Raw genomic sequence first — 22015 nt, 5'->3', positions numbered from 1 at the left:
CCTCAGGGCTGGGAGCCGGGCTGGAGCGCGAGTGCGCGTCCGTCGGACTTCGGGTGGTAGGGGGCGGCGCCGGGCGGCAGTTCGCGGCGGATGTAGTACGTGGGGTCCTTCAGCTGGCGCAGCACGGCGGGGACGATCTCCCGGTAGGCCGCCCACAACGACGGGTAGGCGGGGGCGAGATCGCCCTTGATCTCCTCGTGCAGTTCGGGCAGCCGGTGGTAGGGGACCATCGGGAACATGTGGTGCTCGACGTGGTAGTTCATGTTCCAGTAGAGGAACCGGTTGATCCTGTTCATGTGCACCGTGCGGGTGTTGAGCCGGTGGTCGAGCACGTTCTCGCCCATCCCCGCGTGCTGGGTGAGGCTGTAGACGTTGAGCATGAACGCGCCGTACACGCGCGGTCCGCCGATGAGCATCGCCGGCAGGATCGAGCCGGACAGCACGCACGCGGCGATCATGGCCGCGTAGATGACGAGCCAGACGCGCGCCGTGCGGTGGATCTTCGGGCGTTCGGACTCCGGGATGAACGTGGCTTCCTCGGCCGTGATCCGTCCGGCCGCGTGCACGACCATGGCGCGCAACGCCAGCGGTACGTCGACGAGTCCGAAGAAGTTGGCGAGGATCCTGGCCAGTCGGGCGGGCCGCATCACCACGATCTCCGGGTCGCGCCCGAGTATCAGCGTGTCGGTGTGGTGCCGGGCGTGGCTCCACCGCCAGACCGTGGGGTCGCGCATGAGCATGAAGGACGCCAACTGGTAGATGGAGTCGGCCAGTCGGCGGTTCTTGAACGCGGTGCCGTGGCCGCACTCGTGCCAGCGTGAGTCTGACGAGGAGCCGTACAGCACCCCGTAGACGAGGAAGAAGGGGACGGCGAGCCAGCCGCCCCAGAAGATGACGCCGAGTGTGGCGGACGCCGCCATCACACCCAGCCAGATGACCGTGTCGCGGATCGCCGGCCCGTCCGAGCGGCGCATCAGTTCCTTCATCCGCTTGCGCGGCATGTCGCTGCGGAACCAGTCGGTGCCGCCGGCCAGTCCGGCCATCACCGCGCGCTCGGCCTCGGGGCCGACGAGGCTGTAGCGTTCGAGGCGTTCCCTGCCCATTGGATTCATCCCTTCGTTGCTCGTTCGGCGCGGGGGTCGTGGATGCGGGGGCCGCAAGCGCGGGGGTCAGCTCCACTGCCCCTTGGGGCGCAGGGCGTCGGGGCCCATGATCGGCGGCCGCAAGGTGCCGTCCGGGAGGATGCGCAGCGTCCACAGGCCGCCCACGGCCGCGTCGCTGAGCCATCGCGTGATGCCGTCCAGCGCACCGCGATAGCGGGTCCACAGTTCGTTGTTGAGGTTGACCAAGGTGCCCAAGTCGCCCCGGTCCTCGACTCGTTCGGCCAGCTTCTGGATCAATTCGAGGACTGGTGCGGCGCGCAGGGCTTCGTAAGCTCGCTTGAGCGCCTGTGTCTCGGAGGCGGTGGGGCGGTCGCCGCAGGTGGCGTCCCGGTAGGCCAGCGCGGCCTCGCCGACGCGCTCCAGGCAGTCGATGAAGAGCTGGTAGAACTCGACCCGGTGTTCCCAGAAGCCGGGCCGGTCGCCGTCCCGCAGGACGACCGCCTTGGTCCGCGCGGTCCGCAGCGCCTCGCGCACCTCGCCCAGGCGTTCCCGGATGCGCGGTATCTCGGCCAGTTTCGCCTCGACGTCCGCGACGATCTGCGGCGGTATGGCGCCGTGCGCGCCGATGAACTCAAGGGCCTGGTTGATGAGCGGGGGATACCAGTCCTGTGCGAAGACCTGCCAGCCGAGGTCGTGGCACAGCCACTGCTCGTACCGTTCGAACAGCCGCATCGCCTCCGCCGCCTCGACGGCGGCCGCCTCGCCCCACTCGACGCCGAAGACGTCTCGGTAGTACGCGTCCGGGGTCAGGTCGGGGTCCCACATCGCCAGGGCGGTGTAGCGGGCGTTGTCGTCGACGGTCCGGGTGCGCCAGTGCTGCCAGATGACTGCGTCGATGCCGTAGGCGCGCACCTTGTCCATGATCGGCGGGTAGGCGCTGACCTTGGGCTGCGGCAGCCACATCCGGAAGTCGATCTCCCACCAGTTGATCAGCCAGCGCTCGCGGTCCACGCCCTGGTAGTGGTCGAGCAGGGGCGGCGCCTCCCAGGGGTCGACCTCTGTCATCGAGGACAGCACGACCTCCTCCGGCAGATAGGGGGCCGCGTCGCGGAAGAGGTGTTCGATGTACCAGCCGGCCAGGGCGACCTGCTTGCCGGGAGCCAGTTCGCGCAGGATGTCGTGTCCGAGCAGCACCCACTGCAGGAAGGTCTGCGCGGTCTCGGTGATGTCCTCCACGTCGTAGACCTGGGCGCTGACCTTCCCGAGCAGGTCGTCGATCGTGTAGCGGGGCAGGGGGTGCTCCGCGCGGAAGCGTGTGCACGGCTCACAGGTGCAGCCGGCCGTCCACCGCGAAGGCCCGTTCTCCGACTGCCAGAGCGTGTACGTGTCCACGTCGGGGAAGGCGGTGACCAGGCCGGCCAGCCAGCCGGCCAGCAGCTCACGGGCGTCCGCGGAGCTGGGGCAGATGCCGAAGCCGTCCACGCCGTACCGGGAGGCGGGATCGACCAGCGCCCGGAACTCCAGCGGCGGATCGGTCACCTCGATCCCGATGGTCGTCCGCATGCCCCGCTCCTTGGCGTGGCTGAACGCGGCCCGGATGTCGGCCTCCGCCAGGCGGAAACGCTCCTCGGGGGTGGTCGCGTCGATGGCCGAGCGCGCCCCGAAGGTGTCGTCGGCGAGGTAGTCGGCGAAGTGCTCCCGGCCGGCCACGAAGTCGGAGACCCGTCCGGGGCGCTTGTGCCAGCGGGTGGTGCGCGAGGTGTCCCAGAACGCCTCGGTCCGCGGCTGCCCCTTGAACGTGAACTGCCCGACCGGCTCGAAGGTGTAGAAGTGCATCGAGAAGAGGTTCAGCCGCAGCCGCGCTGCGCTGTCGATCACCTGGAGGTAGTCCTTCTCGTCCCAGGTGGACGGTCCGGTCAGGAAGTCGGTGTACGGCATGAAGCCGCGCAGCCGGACGGCGGGAGCCCGGTCGACGGCGCACGGCGGGACGGCCACCGGGCCGCGGCGGGGCAGGGACTCGCCGCTGAGGTAGAAGCGGACCCCGAGGTGCTCCAGCAGTTCGTAGCTGCCGTAGAGGACTCCGGCGTCGTCGGCGCCGACCACAGCGACCACAGTGCCCTCGGCCCGCAGGGCGTAGGAGTCGGCGTCGACCGGTGACGCCTGGGCATCGAGTTCGGTGAGGGCGGCGCGCACATGGGGTTGGTCCGGTGTGCCGACCACGATGGTCAGCACGGCATCGTCGGTCGGCCCGGCTGCGGCGATGTACGCCTCGGTCGTCTCCACCTCGGCCGTCCACAACTTGCCGGCGAAGGCGCGCAGTTCCTCGCACGCCCGGCGGGTGAGCGGGCCGGCTTCCGGTGAACGGACAATGGTGACCTGCTGCATGAGGTCTCTCCTTGGTGATCCCAGCGGGATCCGGTGACGGCGTCGGGAACAGTCCGGCTCGCCGGCGTGATCGGACACGGGGCATGGCTCACCGGGGGGAATGTCCTTGGGGGTACGGCGGTCAGGCGCCGGTCATCCCTTGACCGCGCCCTCCATGATTCCGGCGACCAGTTGCTTGCCCGCGGCCACGAAGAGCAGCAGCAGCGGCAGCGTGGCCAGCACGGAGGCGGTCATGACGGTCGAGTAGTCGATGGTGTACTGAGTGCGCAGCTGCTGGATGGCCACCTGGGAGGTGAACATGTCCGGGGTGTTGAGGACGACCAGCGGCCACAGGAAGTCGTTCCAGGTGGTCATCGCCGCGAAGAGCCCGAACACCGCGGCGGATCCCCGGATGTTGGGTACGACGATCGAGCGGTAGATCCGGAACGTCGAGCAGCCGTCGGCCTTCGCGGCGTCGATGAGCTCGTCCGGAATGGTCCCGATGACGACCTGCCGCATCCAGAACACACCGAACGCGGAGACCGCCCCGGGCACGATCAGCGCCCAGTAGGTGTCGATCCAGTCCAGCTTGGACATGATCATGTACATGGGCACCAGGCCCAGTTGGCTGGGCAGCGCCATGGTCGCGACCACCATCAGGAACAACACGCGACGACCGCGGAACCGGAGCTTGGCGAAGGCGAATCCCGCGAGGCTGCAGAAGAACATCTGCAGCACCGCCACCGCTCCGGAGACGATGGCGCTGTTGGCGAGCGACCGTCCGAAGGGGACCATCGAATCGACCACGTCGAGGTTGTGGCCGAAGTTCCCGCCGGGGGTGAGGACCGGAGGGAACCGGGACACCGCCGAGCTGTCGTTGGAGCCGACCACGAACATCCAGTACAGCGGGATGAGCGCGAGCAGCACCGCGATGGTCAGGACGACGTAGGTGAACCATGACGTACGGCCGCGCCTGCTGCGCCGCACGGCGTCCATCGACTGACGCCGTGACCTGCCGGCGGCCCGCGACACCGGTCGGCCGACATTGGCGACCTGCGGCTTTTCCTTGCTCGTCACAGGCATCAGGCGCTCCTGATCAGGCGGGCGATGGCGTAGTTGACCAGAGCGAGGGCCAGGATGATGAACAGCAGGGCGATCGCGATGGCCGAGGCGTAGCCGAACTTGAAGGAGTTGAACGCCTGCCCGTACAGGAGCAGCGTGACGGTCAGTCCCTGACCGTTGTTGCCACCGGTCGGTGAGGTGAACAGCAGCGGTTCGGTGAAGATCTGGAGCCCGCCGACCGTGGAGGTGACCACGGTGAACAGGATGGTCGGGCGGATCATGGGCAGCGTGACCTGGGTGAACGTGGTCCAACGGCCCGCACCGTCGATCTCCGCGCAGTCGTACAGGGCGGACGGGACCGCCTGCATCGCCGCGAGATAGATCAGGGTGTTGTAGCCGGTCCAGCGCCAGATGACCATGATGGCGATGACGGTCTGTGCGGTCAGCGCGTCCGCTCCCCAGTCGACCGTCGGCAGGTGGAGTGACCGCAGGATCCAGGTCACCGGACCGTAGTCGCGGCCGAAGATGGACGCGAAGACCAGGGTGACGGTGACCAACGGGGTCACGTTGGGCACGAGCAGCGCCATGCGCCAGAACGTCTTCGCCCGCAGGCTGCTGTTGTTCAGCATCGAGGCCAGGACGAGTGCGATCCCCATGCCCGGAATGGTCGACAGGACGAAGATCCCGATGGTGTTGCGCAGCGCCTTCCAGAACCGGGGATCACTGAGCATGTCCCCGTAGTTCTGCAGTCCGACGTAAGGATGGTCCCCGCCCAGCAGCTCCCAGTTGTGCAGGGAGACCCAGCCGGTGAAGAGCAGCGGACCGAGTCCGAAAGCGAGGAACAGCAGGAAGAACGGCGCGATGTAGACGTAGGGCGTGAACCGTTCCCACGCGCTGGACACCCGACCGCTTCGGCCCCCGGTGATTGGTTCTTTCCAGGCCAGTGAAGTGGTCATGTCGTCCCCCGGCCCCTACCCCTGAAGCTCGCGTTTGACATCGGACATGACCTGGGACCAGGACTTCGCACCGGACTGGCTGCCCTGATCGACCCGGCCGAGACCGTTCTCGAACTGGTTCTCCACGATGCGGTCCTGCGCGCCGATCGGATGCGGCTTCATGCCCTGCACGCTCGCGATGTAGATCTTGCCGACCGGCGCGTTGCTGAAGAAGGGGCTGGTGTACTGGGTGACGGCCGGATCGGTGTACAGCGCGGGCACCGTCGGGAAGGTGTTGTTCTCCTTGAACAGCGCCAGTTGCTGGGCCGGAGCCTCCAGCCACTTGATGAAGTCGTACGCCTGCTGCGCGTGCGGCGCGTGCTTGGGGATGGCGAGGAAGGAACCGCCGTCGTTGCCGACCTTGCCGGGGAGCACCGCGATGTTCCACTTGCCCTTCGTCGCGGGCGCCTGCTGTTCGACCTGGGTGAGCATCCAGGCCGGCACGATCAGGGTGGCGATGGTCCCGTTGGCCACCGCGGTGTCCCACTGCGGGGTGTAGGTCGCGACGTTCGCGGAGAGCCCGGCGTCGATGGCCGCGACCCCGTCCTGCCAGGACTGCCTGATCTGAGGGTTGGTGTCGTAGATGGATTTCCCGTCGGCGTCCACGTACTTGAGGTCGCCCTGGTTCGACTCGGCGCGGAAGACGGCCTTGCCGCTGTCGATGAACTTCTTTCCGCTCGCCGCGACGTACTTCTTGCCGGTGGCGATGTAGTCGTCCCAGGTCGGCCACAGGGCGCCGACGGCGGCGGGATCGGTGGGCAGACCGGCTTTCGCGAACAGATCGGTGCGGTAGGCGATCGCCATCCCGCCCACGTCGGTCGGGATGCCGACGACCGAGCCGTCGGACGCGACTCCGCCGTCCCAACGCCAGGCCAGGTACTGGGACTTCAGCGACTCGGCACCGAGCTTGCGCAGATCGCTGAACACCGAGGGGTGGGCGACGAACTCGCCCATGTAGTCGATCGCGATCTGCGCGATGTCCGGGCCTCTGCCGGAGGCCAGGGCGGTGAGCAGCGTCTGGTGCGAGGCGTCGTAGTCACTGATCTTCGTCTGGATCTTTACGTTGGGGTGTGCCTGTTCGTACTGCTTGACGAGCGTCTTGGAGAGATCGGCGAAGCCCCACATGTTCAGCGTCACGCTGGAGGAGGACGAGGAACTGCCCGAGCCGGAGGAACAGGCGGCGAGCGCGGATCCCCCCAGTGCCGTGATCGCCAGGGTCATGGCCCGGCGCCTGCTGATGCCGTGGTGAACAGCGGATTGAACCGGTCCGGGATCTCTGACGAGTTTGGAGACCTTCATCTCTAGCTGCACCTCCAAAGAAGGGGTACCGCATGGTGACCCACGGCGCAGCGACAGAGCAATAGTTTCTAGAAAGTTTCTTCGTTGTGTTCAGCGATGACCTTCGGCGGGGGCGGCGGTGCTCTCCCGGACGACCAGCTCCGTCGCCAGCTCGACCCCCGGACCGGCGGACTGGCCCGCCATGAGCCTGCTGAGCAGCTGCACCGCCTGCCTGGCGAGATCGTCGATGGGCTCGCGGATCGTGGTCAGCGGGGGAGACGCCCAGCTCGCGACGGGTGCGTCGTTGAATCCGACCACGCTCACGTCGTCGGGGATCCGCAGGCCCCTCCGCCGCGCGGCCTCGTACACGGCGAGTGCCTGCTCGTCGGAGGCCGCGAAGATCGCGGTCGGCGGGACGGGCAGGGCGAGCAGTTCGTCCGCCGCCTCCCGGCCCGGCTGATACCCGAACTCGGTGTGCACGACGTACTCCGGCGGTACGTCCAGGCCCGAGGCGACCGCCGCCGCCCGGAACCCGTCGGCCCGGGCCCGGCTGCACAGCAGGCGCAGCGGTCCGCCGATGGTGGCGATGCGCCGGTGTCCCAGCGCGATGAGGTGTTCGGTCGCGGCGTGCGCTCCCCGCCAGTGGGTGAGCCCGACGGTCGGGACCTCGGCCTTCTGGTTGCCCTCGGGGTCGATGGCCACGAACGCCACCATCAGCTCGCGCAGCCGGTCGCGCTGCTCGGCGGTGGCCTCCACCACGCCGAACACCACGCCGTCGGGGTTGCGGGAGGCGACGTGGTCCAGCCACTCGTCCTCCTTGCCCGGACGCAGCCGGGACAGCACGAGCGCCAGCCCCTCGGCGTACACGGCGGCCTCCATGGCCTGGACCAGGCTCGCCGACCAGGGGCTGTCGAGTTCGCCGAGGACCAGCTCGATCACGCCGGTGAGCCGGCCTCCCGACCGGCGCGGCGCGTAGCCGTGCTCGCGCAGCAGCTCGGTCACCCGCTCCCGGGTGACGGACGAGACGCCCTGCCGCCCGTTCAGCACCTTGGACACCGTCGGCGCCGACACTCCCGCCGCCTGTGCGATGTCCGCGATGGTGGTCCGCGGCGACTCCGTTGCAGCCATCCCAGCTCCCTCCCAGCGCCCCGGCGGCACCCGACCGCCAGGTCCGCGACGACACGACCCGTTGACCGGGCCGGTGCCTGGTTCTATCGTGACAGAAAATTTCGCGAAATTATAAAGTGCACGGTGGTGGCTTACGGCGAGTGGCGCAGATCGGCGCGGGTACCGTCGTGCGACACCATGCGGTGGCGGCGTACGACTCCGCGATCCTGCCCGATGAGGCGCCGGGCCCGTAGCGGTTTCGACGCGTTGGATCCGACCCCGAGTGTCCTCGCCGACGGCGGCGGTATGGCGAGAACGCGATCATCGCGGCGTGCGGCCGAGACGATCGAACGTAGAATCCCCCCGACCATCTCGGGGGAGATCACAAATGGAAACAATCATCGTCCAGTTGCCGGAGCCGCCACGGCCGGACCTGTTGCGCCCGGAATCTGAAGTCGGGCGCGGCACCGCGCTGTTGCACCTGGGACCCGGCGACGCGGCCGACTTCGGACGAGGCCTGCCGAAGGCGGGCGGTGCGCCGGAGGGCGCGGGTGTGCGCATCCTGCTCGCCGACCCCGGAGTCTCGCGCCGGGCCGGGCGGTTGGAGGCGGCCGAGGACTACTGGCGGCTGTCGAACTACAGCCGCAGCGCCTCCTACGTCGTGGAGAACCTGGAAGGCGCCGGCGAGTACATCACCGTCGCTCCGGGCCGACTCGGGGCGCCCGTGCCGTTCGAGTTCTCGCGGGTCGTGCTGCCCGCCCTGTCCGGCAGCGCCGCCTTCAAGGTATTCGCCCCGCAACACGCCTATCTCGACGAACGATCGACGCCCGGAGCCGGCGAACAGACCGTGCTGCCCTTCGCGTTGGACGTGACGGCGAAGTACTTCCTCGTCCTGGTCGCACTCTGCGAACCACGCCTGCGCGACGGCTCGGACGCCACCCTGCCCGGCGTCGGCGAGATCGTGGAACGCCTGCGCCCGCTGGAGTCCTGCCGAGGCCTGACCCGCTCGGCGGTCAACTACCACGTCGACTACCTCGCCCTCGCCAAACTCCGCCTGGACCTGGGCGAGGAGACCGGCCCCGACGACGGCCGCACCGGCGCCAAACGCGCCCGACTGGCCTCCGTCGCCCTGCGCTTCGGACTCGTACGCGAAGAGCACCTGGGGCTGCTGCCGCCGCGCGGGGCGATCCGGACCACCGAGCAGGGAGTACGGGCATGACCGCGCCCGAAGACGTCCGCGAACCCTTCGAGGTGCGACCGCTGCCCGTCGGATTCCGCATCGCCGACTGGGAGTTGGGCCCCGTCATCGGCTCCGGCGGCTGGGGCACTGTGCACGAGGCGCACACCGTCGGCGACGGCGAGAGCGCGCCCGTCGCGGTGAAGCTGCTGCCGACCGGCGCCCTCGCCCCCGGACAGCGCGCCGCGCTCGGCGAACTCGTCACCAGCGAGGTCCGGTTCAGCACCGAGGCGGACCACCCCAACCTGGTCCGCACGCGCGCCGTCCACACCGTCGAGGCTCCCGGCCTGGACGCGTGGGACGGGGCCATCGCCCTGGTCATGGACCGCGCCGAGACCGGTCTGCAGGACGTGCTCGACGCCGCCGACCCCGGCCGTCCGGTCGAGCACGCCGACCGGGTGCTGCGCGGAGTCTCGGCCGGCCTCGCCCATATGCACGCGGCACGCCGGGTGCACGGCGACCTCAAGCCCGCCAACGTCCTGCTGGGCCCGGCCGGCGCCGTATGGCTGGCCGACTTCGGGCTCACCGCCGAACTCGACGGCACCCACGCCCACTTGCCGCCGCTGGGCACCCTCGACCATCTGCCGCCGGAATGGTGGTCGCAGCGCACCGGCGTCGAAGGCGCGGTCGTCCGCCCGACCGCCGACATCTGGGCCTTCGGCGTCCTCGCCCACCAGGTCCTCACCGGCGGACTCCACCCGTTCCCCGGCGCCACCGCCCGCGCCAGGTCCCTCGCCGCCCAGACCTACGCCCGCGGCACGGCACCGCTGCGCCTCGACGCGGGCCTGCCGGAGGACTGGCGGCGCCTGATCGCCGACTGCCTCGCCCCCGACCACGCCTCCCGCGCACGGCACACCGCGGACACGCTCGCGACCAGGATCGAGCGGCTGACGGGCACCGCGGACTCGCGCCGAAGACGCCGGCTGCTGCCAACCGCCGTGGCCGCGCTGGTAGTTGTGGCGACCGTCGCCGCCGGCGGGGCGGCGCTCCTGCGGGACGACGACAACCCCGGGAAGAAGAGCGGCGGCACCCCGGCCGTCGTGACCGACGTGCACACCACGCCCACCCTCGGAGCGATCCCCGCCGACTCCGACGTCCCCGCCGCACTGCGCCCGGTCATCGAGAGCGCCGCCCGCCGCTGCACCGACGCGGAGATCACCCCCGTCCTGCTGGCCGCCATGATCAAGGCGGAGAGCGGCTTCGACACGAAAGCGGCCCGACCGGCCACCGAGGAGTACGGCGTCGCCATGTGGACGCCCGCGGTCTTCCGGGCCTGGGCCGTCGACGGCGACAAGGACGGCGACAAGGACTACATGTCACCGTCCGACGCGATCTCGACCATGAGCCTGTACACGTGCTGGCTCGACCAGCGCTTCAAGCAGGAGGGCATGCCCGCCAAGGACCTGCCCGCGCTGATCGCGGCCGGCTACCGCACGAGCGACCGCAGCGTCATCGAGGAGGGCGGGGTCCCCGAAGCCGTGCGGCCGCACGTGAACAAGGTGCTGCGCTACCTCGCGGAGTACGAGACTCAGGCGGAGTAGGGCAACCAGGTCGGGCGGAGCAGGCCGTCTAGGGAGCCTGCGTGCCCTGACTGCCGTTGCACACCGACACGTTGGGCAGTTGGTTGTCCGGCGAACTCATGTAGATGTTGGAGACGTAGCCGCCGTACTGGGGCAGGTAGGCCCACCACTCGTTGGTGTAAGGCGGCACATTCACCACTTGGCCCTTGATCTGGCAGCCCACCAACACCTCGACACCGGCCGGGAGTTGGGTGAGCGGTGCGTCGGCCGTGGACGGAGCGGGGCGGACGTTCACATGCTCGCTCCAGGTTCCGAACCACGTGCCCGCCGGCCGCGTCGCGCCCGGTACGTTCAGCGAGCGCGTCAGCCGCCCGATGTCCGTGTAGGCTTTGCCGTACGACGTCCCCACCGGGTGCAGGGTGAAGACGGCGACGATCGCACGGTCACCGGCGCCCACGGTGCCGGTGGTGTGCAGGGCCGGACGGGACAGGTCCACTCCGGCCGCGGCGGCCTTCGCCTCGGCCCGGCCGACACCGGCCGTCCTCGCCCCGGAAGCAGCGGCCGCCGTCGGCGTACCGCACGTGCCGTCCTCGTAGTCGCCGGACCACCCCTGCTTCACGGCCCAGGGCTTCTGGAACGCGCCGGGGATGCCGAAGTGCTGGTCGAACTTGTCCGAGGCGCAGCGCGTGGACTGGCGCAGGTTGCCCATCACGAAGTCCCGTACCGGGGCGGGTGCCTTGTCCAGGATGTAGCGGTAGATCGTGACGGTGTCACGGGCCGAGAGCGCGGTGTAGCCCCAGAAGCCCTCGTAGCCGGCCGGCGGCGGCTGGGTGTCGGTGAGGCCGAGGCGGCTCACCATGCGGGTGATGATCGCGGAGCCGCCGTCCTCCGTCCAGTAGTGGTCGGCCGCGTCGTCGTAGCTGCTGCGGAGCATCGGCTCCAGCAGGGCGCGGTCGGCCGCCGGGATCGAGTAGTCCGGGCCGCGGTTCCAGAGGAAGTCCAGCGCCAGCAGCAGCTTGACGACGGACGCGGACCTGAACTGCGCGGCGGAGTTGAGCTGTTCGGTGAACGTGCCGGTGCTGCGGTCGAAGACGGCGACCCCGGCCGTGACTCCGGAGGGCACGGTGATGGACGGGGCCTCGGCGGGCCGCGCCGAGGCCGGTGCCGCCGTGCTGAGGCCGAGCAGCAGCGCGGTCAGGGCCGCCGCCGAGGCGAGGATGGAACGGTGTCGGAGCAGACGCATGAAGGCCGTCTCTTCCTGTAGACGAATAGTCAAAAGGCTTGTGGGAGAAGGGAGTCGGCGCGTTCCGACGGCCAGGTGTCAGGCCGTCGGCAGGCTCGTCCCCGGCGCTGCGTCAGCAGGGCTCGACCGTGTTCGTCTCGCTGATGACGTCGCCGTCGGACACCCAGCCCCACTCGCCGTTGTCGTCGCCCTGCGTCCACAGCCAGCGGTAGGGGTGGACGCTGGAGCCGTTGGGCTGGTCGGCGAAGTCCGAGCGGCAGGCGAACCAGGAGGGGTTGGTGCGCAGGTGGTCGATGACGTACTTCTGGCCGCCTCTGAGCTCGTAGACGTTCGCGCCCTGCGCGTTGTTGCAGGTGAACGCGTTGTGGCCCCAGGCGATGATCCCCGTCGCCCAGCAGTTGGAGGCGGCCTGCGCCGAGCTGGTCGGGAGGGCGACCAGGGCCGCGGCCGCCGAGGCGGTGAGGGCGAGGGTGAGGGTCTTGCGGGTCGCGGAGCGCTGCATCGACAGGTCCTGTCCGTGTGGGGAGTCGGGTCCACCGGAGAAGTGCGCTGAGCGCTCGCTCCGGTGCACCGCACACGCTAGGAACAGAAGGCCGCCGACGGTCCCTGACAAGTGTCAGGACCGGGGTCCGCCCCGCCCCTGGCCTCGGCGCCGGTATCGCGACACGATCCGTCCGGGCGGAGCCCGTGCCCGTCGGGCTCTCACAGGGGTGGGCCACTCGCGGTCCGCCGCAGTGACGGGGGAGGATGGGCGGGCAGACGATATTGGTCAACCGATGTGGAGGAGCGGGCACATGCCTCACGAGCGAGCGGGCCGGCAGGCCGGACCCGAGGATCTCGTCGACGTCGCCCGGCTGGTCACCGCGTACTACGCGCTGCACCCGGACCCGTCCGACCCGGGCCAGCGGGTGGCGTTCGGTACCTCAGGGCACCGCGGCTCGTCACTGGCGACCGCGTTCAACGACGACCACATCGCCGCGACCAGCCAGGCGATCTGCGAGTACCGCGCCCAACAGGGCACCGACGGCCCCCTCTTCCTGGGTGCCGACACCCACGCGCTCTCCGAGCCCGCCCGGGTGACCGCCCTGGAGGTGTTCGCGGCCAACGACGTGACCGTCCTCATCGACGAGTCGGACGGCTACACACCCACCCCCGCCGTCTCGCACGCCATCCTCACCTTCAACCGCGGCCGCACCTCCGGCCTCGCCGACGGTGTCGTGGTCACCCCCTCGCACAACCCGCCCGCCGACGGCGGCTTCAAGTACAACCCGCCGAGCGGCGGACCGGCCGGGTCCGACGCGACGTCCTGGATCCAGGACCGGGCCAACGACATCATCACCGCGGGCCTCAAGGACGTACGCCGCATCCCCTACGAGCGCGCCCTCGCCGCTCCCGGCACCGGCCGCTACGACTTCATGGGCACCTACGTCGCCGATCTGCCGAGCGTCCTGGACCTGGACGCGGTCCGTGCCGCCGGTGTGCGTATCGGCGCCGACCCGCTGGGCGGGGCGTCGGTCGCGTACTGGGGGCGGATCGCCGAGGAGCACCGCCTCGACCTCACCGTGGTCAATCCGCTCACCGATCCCACCTGGCGGTTCATGACGCTGGACTGGGACGGCAAGATCCGTATGGACTGCTCGTCGCCGTACGCGATGGCCTCCCTGATCGCCCAGCGCGACCGCTTCCAGATCGCCACGGGCAACGACGCCGACGCCGACCGGCACGGCATCGTCACGCCGGACGCGGGGCTGATGAACCCCAACCACTATCTGGCCGCCGCGATCGCCTACCTCTACGCCCACCGCGAGCAGTGGCCCGCCGACACGGGCATCGGCAAGACGCTGGTGTCGTCCACGATGATCGACCGGGTCGCCGCCGACCTCGGGCGCCGCCTGGTCGAGGTGCCGGTCGGGTTCAAGTGGTTCGTGGACGGACTGGTCGACGGATCGATCGGGTTCGGCGGCGAGGAGTCGGCCGGCGCGTCCTTCCTGCGCCGGGACGGCTCGGTGTGGACCACGGACAAGGACGGCATCATCCTGGCGCTGCTCGCCTCCGAGATCCTCGCGGTCACCGGGAAGACGCCGTCGGAGCACTACGCGGCGCTGACCGCCCGCTTCGGCGAACCCGCCTACGCGCGCATCGACGCCCCCGCCAACCGCGAGGAGAAGGCGCTGCTCGCCAAGCTGTCCCCGGCACAGGTCACCGCGGACACGCTGGCCGGGGAGGCGGTCACCGGGGTGCTCACGGAGGCTCCGGGCAACGGCGCGGCCATCGGCGGCATCAAGGTGACCACCGAGAACGCGTGGTTCGCGGCGCGGCCCTCCGGCACCGAGGACGTCTACAAGATCTACGCCGAGTCCTTCCGGGGTGCCGACCATCTGCGCCAGGTCCAGGAGGAGGCCCGGGCGGTGGTCGACGCGGCGCTGGGCGGCTGACGCGACAGCGAGGCGGTAACTGGAGCGGGCGGTACGGCGGTGACGGTGGGGACCGGGCGGGTGTGAGAAGCGTCTCGCTTTGTCCACCTTTGGGTGAAATTCATATGTTCTACCCTGAGGAGGCCCCCCGTCACCGCCGGAGTGATCAATGTCCCGCAAGGGTCCAACGGACGACGGCGACGAGCTGCTGGCCAGACTCGGATCGCTGACCGCCCAGGCGCGCGAGCTCGCACAGCTGCAGCGCTCCCGGGTCGAGCTGGCCGTTGCCCTCCAGCGGGGCATGCTGCCCAGAGACCTGCCCGAGGCCCCCGGCCTCCAGCTCGCCGTCCGCTACGCGCCCGCCTACCAGGGCCTGAACGTGGGCGGCGACTGGTACGACGCCTTCACCATGCCCGACGGCCGCATCGGCCTGTCCATCGGCGACGTCCAGGGCCACAACATCGAGGCGGCGGCCTTCATGGGCCAGGTCCGGGTCGGCCTGCGCGCGCTCGCCTCGGTCACCAGCGAGCCCGGCGAGCTCCTCGCCCGCACGAACGACCTGATCCTCTCCCTCGGCACCGACCTCTTCGCCACCTGCACCTTCATGCGGCTCGACCCGGTCACCGGCGTGCTGGAGAGCGCGCGGGCCGGGCACATCCCGCACATCTGGGCCACGGCGGACGGCCGATCCGGCGTCAGCGACGACGAGGGCGGGCCGCCGCTCGGCGTCGAGCAGGGCACGGAGTACCCGGTGATGCGCCACCGCCTCACCACCGGCGGCGTCTTCGTCCTGGTAACCGACGGCGTCGTCGAGGGCCCCTCCCTCAGCCTCGACGAAGGCCTGGACAAGGTCGTCCGCCTCGCCGGCGTGGCAGCGGTCGCGGGCCTGGAGGCCGGAGCCCTGGCCGCCGCCGTCCTCAAGATGGCGAGCTCGGTGGGCCACGAGGACGACGCGGCGGTCCTGGTGGTGGGCCACGACGGGGCGGTGGGGCGGCTGTAGGGGGCCGACGGGGGTCCGTCGGCCCTGGTCGCCGTCGGCTCAGGAACCTTTTCGCCTCGCCGTCCCGCCCTCCTCGGTGTCTGATGGCAGCTGTGGTGGGTACCCGTGATCTGCGCCCGGCGGCCGGCCTGGTTCTGCAGACCCTGGCCGTCGCCGCCTGCTATTTCGCGGCCGGGCGGCTGGGCCTGTTGCGGCAGCTCGTCGTCGAGGACGCCATCGTCACCCCCATCTGGCCCCCCACCGGCGTGGCCGTCGCCTGTCTGCTCCTGTACGGCATGCGTTCCTGGCCCGGCATCGCCCTCGGCGCACTGCTCGTCGTCATGTCCATCACCTCGCTCCAGCCCCAGGTGATCGGCACCCTGGTGGGCAACACGCTGGCCCCCGTCTGCGCGTACTACATGCTGCGCAAGGTCGGCTTCCGTACCAACCTGGCCCGGCTGCGCGACGGCCTCACCCTGGTGTTCCTGGGCGCCCTCACCGCGATGCTGGTCAGCGCGACCGCGGGCGCCAGCATGCTGGTGATCACCGGCAAGCTCGACACCGGCAGCTTCTGGCTCGTCTGGCTGGCTTGGTGGGTGGGCGACGCGATGGGCGTGCTGATCGTCACCCCGCTCCTGCTGCTGATCCTGCAGGCGACCCGCCGGGCCTGGAACCTCAGCCGGTGGAAAGAGGCGCTGGGCCTGGCCCTCATCGCCGGCTGTCTGATACCCGTGGCCACGCACAGCCCGATGAGCCTGCTGTTCCTGGTCTACCCGCTGCTGATCTGGGCCGCGCTGCGCTTCCAGCTGGCCGGCAGCTCACTGTGCGCCCTGTTCGCCTCCGTCTCGGCCACCGTCGCCGCGACGGACCGGACCGGCCCGTTCGGGCATCTGACCAGCGTCGAGGTCATGATCAAGCTGCAGGCGTTCAACGGCTCGATGGCCCTGACCGCCCTGCTCCTGTCCGCGATGATCACCGAGCAGCTGAACACGAGACGGTCGGTGGAACGGGCCTGCCAGGAACTCGTCGAGGTGCTCGGACACCTCACGGCGGGGGAGCCGCCACCGGTACCGCCCCCAGCCGACACCGACCGGGTCGAGCCCGTCGAGCGGTCGGTCGTGAAGAAGAACCGTCCGGTCAGTCCCACAGGGGATACGTGACCGTCGGGCCGTAGATCTCGGGCCTGCTCTCCGGATAGGCGAGGGTGATCCGGGTGTAGTGCTGCGTCCCCGGGTGCTTCTTCCACGGCTTCGGATCGGAGAGCCGTACGACCACCGGGTACGAGCGGAACGTGCCGGCGGCGCAGTAGGGCTTGCAGTCGTTGAGCATGTTGACGCCCTCGGCCGTCGCCGTCTCGGTGCCCCAGTGCGACCACTTCAGCGAGGTCAGCCGGCTGTTGCCGTCACCGCAGGCGAGCGTGAAGTCCGCGGGGCGCACGTCCGTGTGCCAGAGGCAGTCGACGAGCACGGGCACCGCCTGCGGCTGTGCGACCGGTGCCGCCGGTGCCGACGGCCCGGCGGAGGACGGGGCCCCCGCGGCGGCGGCGAGCGCCGCGGCCAGACAGAGCGTGACCGCCGTACGAATCGCGATTGCCCGCATGTCCGCTCCCCGCTGCTGTCTCCGGACCGGCCTGTCCGTGCCGTCCGAGGTGTTCGAGCTGTCCGTGCCCACTCTGCTGTGCCTTACCGACGCTACGACCGGCAGGCGGCGCGCACCACTCGGACGGAGTAATGACGGACTGCGGCGGCGAAGGGTTCCGCCTCTCACACCTTGTCGAGACACATAGGGGTACGCGATCCGGCCAGAGGCTCGCGTGCGCGATCAGCCGTTCCGCGTGCGTGCACAGCGCCGGCGACAGCGTGGGCGCAGGTGCGGCGCGGGTCGCGGGACGGCGTCGTGGCGGGCAGGCCACGGATGCGCGTATGGCTGGAACGAGGTGCGCGCCCGGTCGAACTCCCGTCAGGCAACCGTCAATTCAAGCCGTTGTCTTGTCACCTCCATGACAACTCTGTGCGTGGGATGTCACTCTGCTGTCCGCAGGTTCACCTGCGCTTCACACCCCCCACATTTCCCACACCCCCCACCCCCCACCTCCTCCCATCCCCCCACCCCTTCTCGCGCGCGGCCGAGCCCCGGCGCCATCCGGGCGTCGCTCGTGCCGTGCGTGCGCACCCGCGCGCCGCCGGACGGCCGTACCCGGCCGACCGCTCGCCCCGGCCTTGACCCGAGGCCGACCGCTGCAGAGGGAGAACGCCTTGTCCAGGCAACACCGCTTCTCGCACCGCTCCAGATACACCATCGCGCTGGCGCTCACGGCCGCGAGCACCATGCTGGCCACCGGCGTCCAGGTCGGCACCGCGGGCGCGGCCCCCGCCGACCCCGGTACCGCGAAGATCCACGCCACCCCGCGCGCGGGAGCGGCTCCGGCCGCCCTCAGCCCCGCGCAGCACACGGCGCTCCTCAAGCAGGCGAGCGCGGCGGTCGGCGACACGGCCAAGAGCCTCGCCCTGGGCAGCCGGGAGAAGCTCGTCGTCAAGGACGTCATCCGGGACACCGACGGTACGACCCACACCCGCTACGAGCGGACGTACGCCGGTCTCCCCGTCCTCGGCGGCGACCTGGTCGTGCACACCAAGGCCGGCCGTACGACCGCGACGAAGGCGACGAACGCGAAGCTCGACCTGGCGTCCATCACGCCGAAGGTCACCGCCGCCGAGGCCAAGGGCAAGGCGCTCGCCGCCGCCGAGAAGGCGAAGGCCGACGCACCCAAGATCAACAACTCCCGCCTGGTCGTCTGGGCCGCCGACGGCAAGCCCGCCCTGGCCTGGGAGTCGGTGGTCGGCGGCTTCCAGGACGACGGCACCCCCAGCGAACTGCACGTCGTCACGGACGCGAAGACGGGCAAGGAGCTCTTCCGCTACCAGGGCGTCGAGACCGGCACCGGCACCGGGCAGTTCAACGGAGAGGTCCCGCTGGGCACCACGCTCTCCGGCTCGACGTACCAGCTCGTCGACGGCGACCGCGCGGGACACCGCACCTACGACCTCAACCAGGGCACTTCCGGTACCGGCACCCTCTTTACAGATGACAACGATGTCTGGGGCGACGGCACCCCGGCGAACCGCCAGACGGCCGGGGTGGACGTGGCCTTCGGCGCCGCGGCGACCTGGGACTTCTACAAAGACGTTTTCGGTCGCAACGGCATCCGCAACGACGGCGTCGCCGCCTACAGCCGCGCCCACTACGGCAACAACTACGTCAACGCCTTCTGGCAGGACGCCTGCTTCTGCATGACCTACGGAGACGGCTCGGGCAACACGCACCCGCTGACCTCGCTCGACGTCGCGGCGCACGAGATGAGCCACGGCGTCACCAGCGCCACCGCGGGTCTCACCTACTCCGGCGAGTCGGGCGGCCTGAACGAGGCGACCTCCGACATCTTCGCCGCCGCGGTCGAGTTCCACTCCGACCTGCCCGCCGACGTCCCGGACTACCTGGTCGGCGAGAAGATCAACATCAACGGCAACGGCACCCCGCTGCGCTACATGGACAAGCCCTCCAAGGACGGCGCGTCCCGCGACAGCTGGGACTCCTCGCTCGGTGGCATCGACGTCCACTACTCGTCGGGCCCGGCCAACCACTTCTTCTACCTCCTGTCGGAGGGCAGCGGCGCCAAGACCGTCAACGGGGTCGCCTACGACAGCCCCACCTCCGACGGCCTTCCGGTCACCGGCATAGGCATCGAGAACGCCCAGCAGATCTGGTACCGGGCGCTCACCACGTACATGACGTCCTCCACCAACTACGCCGCCGCGCGCACCGCGACCCTCCAGGCCGCGACCGACCTGTTCGGCGCCTACAGCCCCACCTACCTGGCCGTGGCCGACGCGTGGGCCGCGATCAACGTGGGCAGCCGGGTCGCGCCGGGCGTGAACATCAGCCCGCTGGCCAACCAGACGACCGGGGTCGGCGAGCAGGTCTCCCTCCAGGTCGACGCCTACACCACCAACTCCGGCTCCGCGCTGACCTATTCGGCGTCCGGCCTGCCGGACGGTCTGACGATCAGCGACACCGGCCTGGTCACCGGCACGCCGACCACCGCCGGCACGAGCGACGTCACGGTGACCGTGACGGACGAGACCGGCTCCACCGCGACCAGGTCCTTCTCCTGGCGGGTGGCGAACCTGTTCTCCAACAACACCCGGGTGGACATCCCCGACGCGGGCGCCGCGGTCGAGTCCGCGGTCACCGTCCCCGACCGCGAGGGCAACGCCTCGGCGACCACCGAGGTCTACGTCAAGATCGTCCACACCTACCGCGGTGACCTGACGGTCGACCTGGTGGCCCCCGACGGCACGGTCTACTCGCTGCTCAACCGCAGTGGCGGCTCGGCCGACAACGTCGACCAGACCTTCACGGTGAACGCCTCGTCCGAGCCCGTCGCCGGTACCTGGAAGCTGCGCGTCCAGGACCGTGCGTCGATCGACGTGGGCTACATCGAGAAGTGGTACCTGGCTCCCTGATCGGCCTCACCCGGCGCTGGGCCCCTCCGGCAGGCCCAGCGTGAAGGTGGTGAGGACCGCCGCGTGGTCCGACGGCCAGTCGTTTCCGGCCACGTCGGGCCACGCGCGCGGGACGCCGGTGACGACCGTGCGGGAGTCGACGACTTCGAGGCCGCGGCCGTTGTGCAGGACGTAGTCGATCCGGTCCTGCGGTTCGGCGAGGGCGGGGTCGTCCTCGTTCACCGGGTGGATCGGTGACCAGGTGTGGCCGGGGGCGCGGACCGGATCGGGGTGCGCCTCGCGGTAGGAGTCGCGCAGGCCGGCCTCTTCGGCCGCGCGTGTCACCGGCCACACCACGTCCGAACGGTCCAGGTGCGAGGGGCAGTTGAAGTCCCCGGTCAGGACCACGGGTACGTCCGGCCGCCCCTCCTCCTCGATCCGCGCCAGCGCCTCCCGCATCTGCCCGAGCCGCACGTCCTCGTGGGCGATCAGCTCGTCCGCCGAAAGCCCGTCGAAGACGGCCTCGTAGGGTCCGTACGGCGTGTAGTGCAGGTGCGCCGTCCATACGTCCACCTCGCGCGCGTGCCCGACGCGGACGCGGGCGCCGGCCGCCCCGTAGAAGCCGACGTCGGGGTCGCCGAGGGCGGCCGTGATCGGGTGGCGGCTGATGATGCCGAGGTTCTCGCCGGCCTCGTGGTGGTACCAGCCCAGCGCCTCGGCCAGTTCCCGGGCCGCCGAGCCGGCCGTCTCCTGGAGGCCCACGACATCGGCCTCGGTGTCCAGGATGACCTTGAGCTGCTTGGCGCGGTGGTCGTCGATCTTCGCGCCGCCGAGCCAGAGATTCCAGCTCAGCACCCGCAGTCGCGGCGCGAGCAGGCCGCGCAGCCGGTCCGGGGTGACCTCTTCGAGGCTGGCCACGACCGTGCGGTCGGGGGCCGGGTCGATGGGGGCCAGCGACGGGACCGCGAGGACCGCGCAGCCGGCGGCCTCGGCGGAGCTGACGCCGGTCGGGGTGTCCTCGACGGCGACGCAGCGGGCCGGGTCCACGCCGAGGGCGCGGCAGGCGGCGAGGTAGGGGTCGGGGGCGGGCTTGGTGTGCGGGGTGTCCTCGGCGGTGACGGAGACCGCGAAGCGGCTCGCGCCGAGGGCGTTCAGGACGGTGTCGGCGACCGCGCGGGGGGACGCGGTGACGAGCGCCGTGGGGACGCCGTCGCGGGCCAGGGCGTCGAGCAGGTCGAGCGCGCCGGGGCGCGGCACGATACCGGTGCGGACACGGGCCGCGAACTCCCGGTGCAGGGCGGCGGCGAGGTCCGCCGCCGACGTGCCCGTGGTCGTGGCGAGCCAGCCGGCGGTGTGCTCGACCGGACGGCCGAGCACCTCCGGCTGGTCCGCGTCCGTCAGGGTCCTGCCCGCGACCTGCTCCACCGCCTCCCACCACAGCCGCTCGGTGTCGACGAGCGTTCCGTCCATGTCGAACAGGACGGCCTGGAGCGGGAGTTGGGTGTGGGGGGTCACGTTTCTCTCTTTCACTGCGGGTTCACTGCGGGCCTTTGGGCCCTACGGCTGGATACGTTCTGCCACGAGTACCGGCCGCTCCGGAAGAGAGACGGTCACGCCGACTCCGGCGGCCAGCGTGGTGGCCTCGTGGGTGGGCAGGTCGGCCTTGACCTCGGTGCCGTCGCCGAGCCGCACGCCGACGCGGACGACCGCGCCGAGGAAGGCGGTGCCGACGACGCGTGCGTCTCCGGTCTCGTCGGCGTGCACATTGATGGCCTCGGGCCGTACGAGCACGTCCACGTCGGGACCGGCAGGGGCCTCGCCGTCGACCGGCAGCCGCTGGCCGAGCACCTCGACGGTGCCGTCCGTCAGCCGTCCCGGCAGCCGGCTCATGGTGCCGACGAACTCGGCGACGAACGCGGTCGCGGGCCTGCCGTACAACTCGGCCGGTGCGGCGCACTGTTCGAGCTTCCCGGCGCGCATCACGGCGACCCGGTCGGCGATGGACAGTGCCTCTTCCTGATCGTGCGTCACGAAGAGGGTGGTGATGCCGAGTTCCTGCTGGAGGCGGCGGATCTCCTCGCGCAGGGACAGTCGCACCTTGGCGTCGAGCGCGGAGAGCGGCTCGTCCAGGAGCAGCATCATCTCGTTGACGAGCGCGATGTTCACGTGCCGGTAGGTGTTCTCCAGGAGCTTGGCCATCTCGGCCTCGCG

Annotated in this window: 17 protein-coding genes; 6 read left to right on the top strand and 11 right to left on the bottom strand. The window is 70.4% G+C overall.

Features of this window, described 5'->3' with window-relative positions:
* Nucleotides 1–2 precede the first annotated feature (2 nt).
* The 6 genes from ACWDR3_RS34920 to ACWDR3_RS34895 all read right to left on the bottom strand — a co-directional run bounded on the left by ACWDR3_RS34920 (nucleotide 3) and on the right by ACWDR3_RS34895 (nucleotide 7930).
* Entirely contained in the window at nucleotides 3–1103 is a 1101-nt protein-coding gene (locus ACWDR3_RS34920) for a fatty acid desaturase family protein (protein ID WP_450356579.1), read from the bottom strand.
* Nucleotides 1104–1169: 66 nt separating this feature from the next.
* Entirely contained in the window at nucleotides 1170–3488 is a 2319-nt protein-coding gene (locus ACWDR3_RS34915; protein WP_450356578.1) for an alpha-glucuronidase family glycosyl hydrolase, read from the bottom strand.
* A gap of 132 nt (nucleotides 3489–3620) precedes the next feature.
* Entirely contained in the window at nucleotides 3621–4550 is a 930-nt protein-coding gene (locus tag ACWDR3_RS34910; protein ID WP_450356577.1) for a carbohydrate ABC transporter permease, read from the bottom strand.
* Nucleotides 4550–5431, bottom strand: coding sequence for a carbohydrate ABC transporter permease (locus ACWDR3_RS34905; protein ID WP_450356576.1), 882 nt, complete (start codon nucleotides 5429–5431; stop codon nucleotides 4550–4552). The genes ACWDR3_RS34910 and ACWDR3_RS34905 overlap by 1 nt, the downstream gene beginning before the upstream one ends.
* A gap of 69 nt (nucleotides 5432–5500) precedes the next feature.
* Nucleotides 5501–6745 carry an ABC transporter substrate-binding protein gene (locus tag ACWDR3_RS34900; protein WP_450356575.1) on the bottom strand — a complete coding sequence of 415 codons (1245 nt, stop codon included), beginning with the start codon at nucleotides 6743–6745 and terminating at the stop codon, nucleotides 5501–5503.
* Between the two features lie 168 nt (nucleotides 6746–6913).
* The gene (locus ACWDR3_RS34895; RefSeq protein WP_450356574.1) at nucleotides 6914–7930 is read right to left on the bottom strand and encodes a LacI family DNA-binding transcriptional regulator; all 1017 of its coding nucleotides are present in this window, start codon (nucleotides 7928–7930) and stop codon (nucleotides 6914–6916) included.
* Nucleotides 7931–8297: 367 nt separating this feature from the next.
* Between ACWDR3_RS34895 and ACWDR3_RS34890 the strand changes: the two genes are divergently transcribed.
* Both ACWDR3_RS34890 and ACWDR3_RS34885 read left to right on the top strand, forming a co-directional pair.
* Nucleotides 8298–9128: a serine/threonine protein kinase gene (locus ACWDR3_RS34890; RefSeq protein ID WP_450356573.1), complete on the top strand. Its 831-nt coding sequence runs from the start codon at nucleotides 8298–8300 to the stop codon at nucleotides 9126–9128.
* Nucleotides 9125–10687 carry a serine/threonine-protein kinase gene (locus tag ACWDR3_RS34885; RefSeq protein ID WP_450356572.1) on the top strand — a complete coding sequence of 521 codons (1563 nt, stop codon included), beginning with the start codon at nucleotides 9125–9127 and terminating at the stop codon, nucleotides 10685–10687. The genes ACWDR3_RS34890 and ACWDR3_RS34885 overlap by 4 nt, the downstream gene beginning before the upstream one ends.
* 28 nt (nucleotides 10688–10715) lie before the next feature.
* Here ACWDR3_RS34885 and ACWDR3_RS34880 read toward each other — a convergent pair whose 3' ends face one another.
* Together ACWDR3_RS34880 and ACWDR3_RS34875 are read right to left on the bottom strand one after the other, a co-directional pair.
* Nucleotides 10716–11909, bottom strand: coding sequence for a hypothetical protein (locus ACWDR3_RS34880; RefSeq protein ID WP_450356571.1), 1194 nt, complete (start codon nucleotides 11907–11909; stop codon nucleotides 10716–10718).
* A 112-nt stretch (nucleotides 11910–12021) separates the two neighbouring features.
* Complete coding sequence (locus ACWDR3_RS34875) at nucleotides 12022–12411, bottom strand: hypothetical protein (RefSeq protein ID WP_450356570.1); 390 nt, start codon at nucleotides 12409–12411, stop codon at nucleotides 12022–12024.
* 292 nt (nucleotides 12412–12703) lie between these two features.
* Between ACWDR3_RS34875 and pgm the strand changes: the two genes are divergently transcribed.
* The 3 genes from pgm to ACWDR3_RS34860 all read left to right on the top strand — a co-directional run bounded on the left by pgm (nucleotide 12704) and on the right by ACWDR3_RS34860 (nucleotide 16462).
* Nucleotides 12704–14344, top strand: coding sequence for a phosphoglucomutase (alpha-D-glucose-1,6-bisphosphate-dependent) (gene pgm, locus ACWDR3_RS34870; RefSeq protein ID WP_450356569.1), 1641 nt, complete (start codon nucleotides 12704–12706; stop codon nucleotides 14342–14344).
* Between the two features lie 148 nt (nucleotides 14345–14492).
* A complete protein-coding gene (locus tag ACWDR3_RS34865; RefSeq protein ID WP_450356568.1) occupies nucleotides 14493–15323 on the top strand; it encodes a PP2C family protein-serine/threonine phosphatase in 831 nt (276 codons plus the stop codon).
* Between the two features lie 83 nt (nucleotides 15324–15406).
* Nucleotides 15407–16462, top strand: coding sequence for an MASE1 domain-containing protein (locus tag ACWDR3_RS34860; RefSeq protein WP_450356567.1), 1056 nt, complete (start codon nucleotides 15407–15409; stop codon nucleotides 16460–16462).
* Here ACWDR3_RS34860 and ACWDR3_RS34855 read toward each other — a convergent pair.
* Nucleotides 16440–16901, bottom strand: a complete 462-nt coding sequence (locus ACWDR3_RS34855; RefSeq protein WP_450356566.1) for a hypothetical protein — start codon at nucleotides 16899–16901, stop codon at nucleotides 16440–16442. The two genes, ACWDR3_RS34860 and ACWDR3_RS34855, sit on opposite strands and share 23 nt — an antisense overlap.
* A 656-nt stretch (nucleotides 16902–17557) precedes the next feature.
* Between ACWDR3_RS34855 and ACWDR3_RS34850 the strand changes: the two genes are divergently transcribed.
* Nucleotides 17558–19825 carry a M4 family metallopeptidase gene (locus tag ACWDR3_RS34850; protein WP_450356565.1) on the top strand — a complete coding sequence of 756 codons (2268 nt, stop codon included), beginning with the start codon at nucleotides 17558–17560 and terminating at the stop codon, nucleotides 19823–19825.
* 6 nt (nucleotides 19826–19831) lie between these two features.
* Here the strand turns inward: ACWDR3_RS34850 and ACWDR3_RS34845 are convergent, their stop codons facing one another.
* A complete protein-coding gene (locus tag ACWDR3_RS34845; RefSeq protein ID WP_450356564.1) occupies nucleotides 19832–21319 on the bottom strand; it encodes an HAD-IA family hydrolase in 1488 nt (495 codons plus the stop codon).
* Between the two features lie 42 nt (nucleotides 21320–21361).
* The coding region (locus ACWDR3_RS34840; protein ID WP_450356563.1) for a TOBE domain-containing protein at nucleotides 21362–22015 on the bottom strand (654 nt) is incomplete at its 5' end.

The sequence above is a fragment of the Streptomyces sp. NPDC001002 genome (genome assembly GCF_053599215.1).
This window is presented reverse-complemented; position numbering and strand designations above follow the sequence as displayed.

Excerpts from the sequence above, each read along its gene's own strand:
- ACWDR3_RS34855 (WP_450356566.1), bottom strand. The coding sequence starts at position 16,901 with ATGCGGGCAATCGCGATTCGTACGGCGGTCACGCTCTGTCTGGCCGCG.
- ACWDR3_RS34860 (WP_450356567.1), top strand. The coding sequence starts at position 15,407 with ATGGCAGCTGTGGTGGGTACCCGTGATCTGCGCCCGGCGGCCGGCCTG.
- ACWDR3_RS34915 (WP_450356578.1), bottom strand. The coding sequence starts at position 3,488 with ATGCAGCAGGTCACCATTGTCCGTTCACCGGAAGCCGGCCCGCTCACC.
- ACWDR3_RS34900 (WP_450356575.1), bottom strand. The coding sequence starts at position 6,745 with ATGACCCTGGCGATCACGGCACTGGGGGGATCCGCGCTCGCCGCCTGT.
- ACWDR3_RS34880 (WP_450356571.1), bottom strand. The coding sequence starts at position 11,909 with ATGCGTCTGCTCCGACACCGTTCCATCCTCGCCTCGGCGGCGGCCCTG.
- ACWDR3_RS34910 (WP_450356577.1), bottom strand. The coding sequence starts at position 4,550 with ATGCCTGTGACGAGCAAGGAAAAGCCGCAGGTCGCCAATGTCGGCCGA.
- ACWDR3_RS34875 (WP_450356570.1), bottom strand. The coding sequence starts at position 12,411 with ATGCAGCGCTCCGCGACCCGCAAGACCCTCACCCTCGCCCTCACCGCC.
- ACWDR3_RS34895 (WP_450356574.1), bottom strand. The coding sequence starts at position 7,930 with ATGGCTGCAACGGAGTCGCCGCGGACCACCATCGCGGACATCGCACAG.
- ACWDR3_RS34920 (WP_450356579.1), bottom strand. The coding sequence starts at position 1,103 with ATGGGCAGGGAACGCCTCGAACGCTACAGCCTCGTCGGCCCCGAGGCC.
- ACWDR3_RS34890 (WP_450356573.1), top strand. The coding sequence starts at position 8,298 with ATGGAAACAATCATCGTCCAGTTGCCGGAGCCGCCACGGCCGGACCTG.
- pgm (WP_450356569.1), top strand. The coding sequence starts at position 12,704 with ATGCCTCACGAGCGAGCGGGCCGGCAGGCCGGACCCGAGGATCTCGTC.
- ACWDR3_RS34885 (WP_450356572.1), top strand. The coding sequence starts at position 9,125 with ATGACCGCGCCCGAAGACGTCCGCGAACCCTTCGAGGTGCGACCGCTG.
- ACWDR3_RS34865 (WP_450356568.1), top strand. The coding sequence starts at position 14,493 with ATGTCCCGCAAGGGTCCAACGGACGACGGCGACGAGCTGCTGGCCAGA.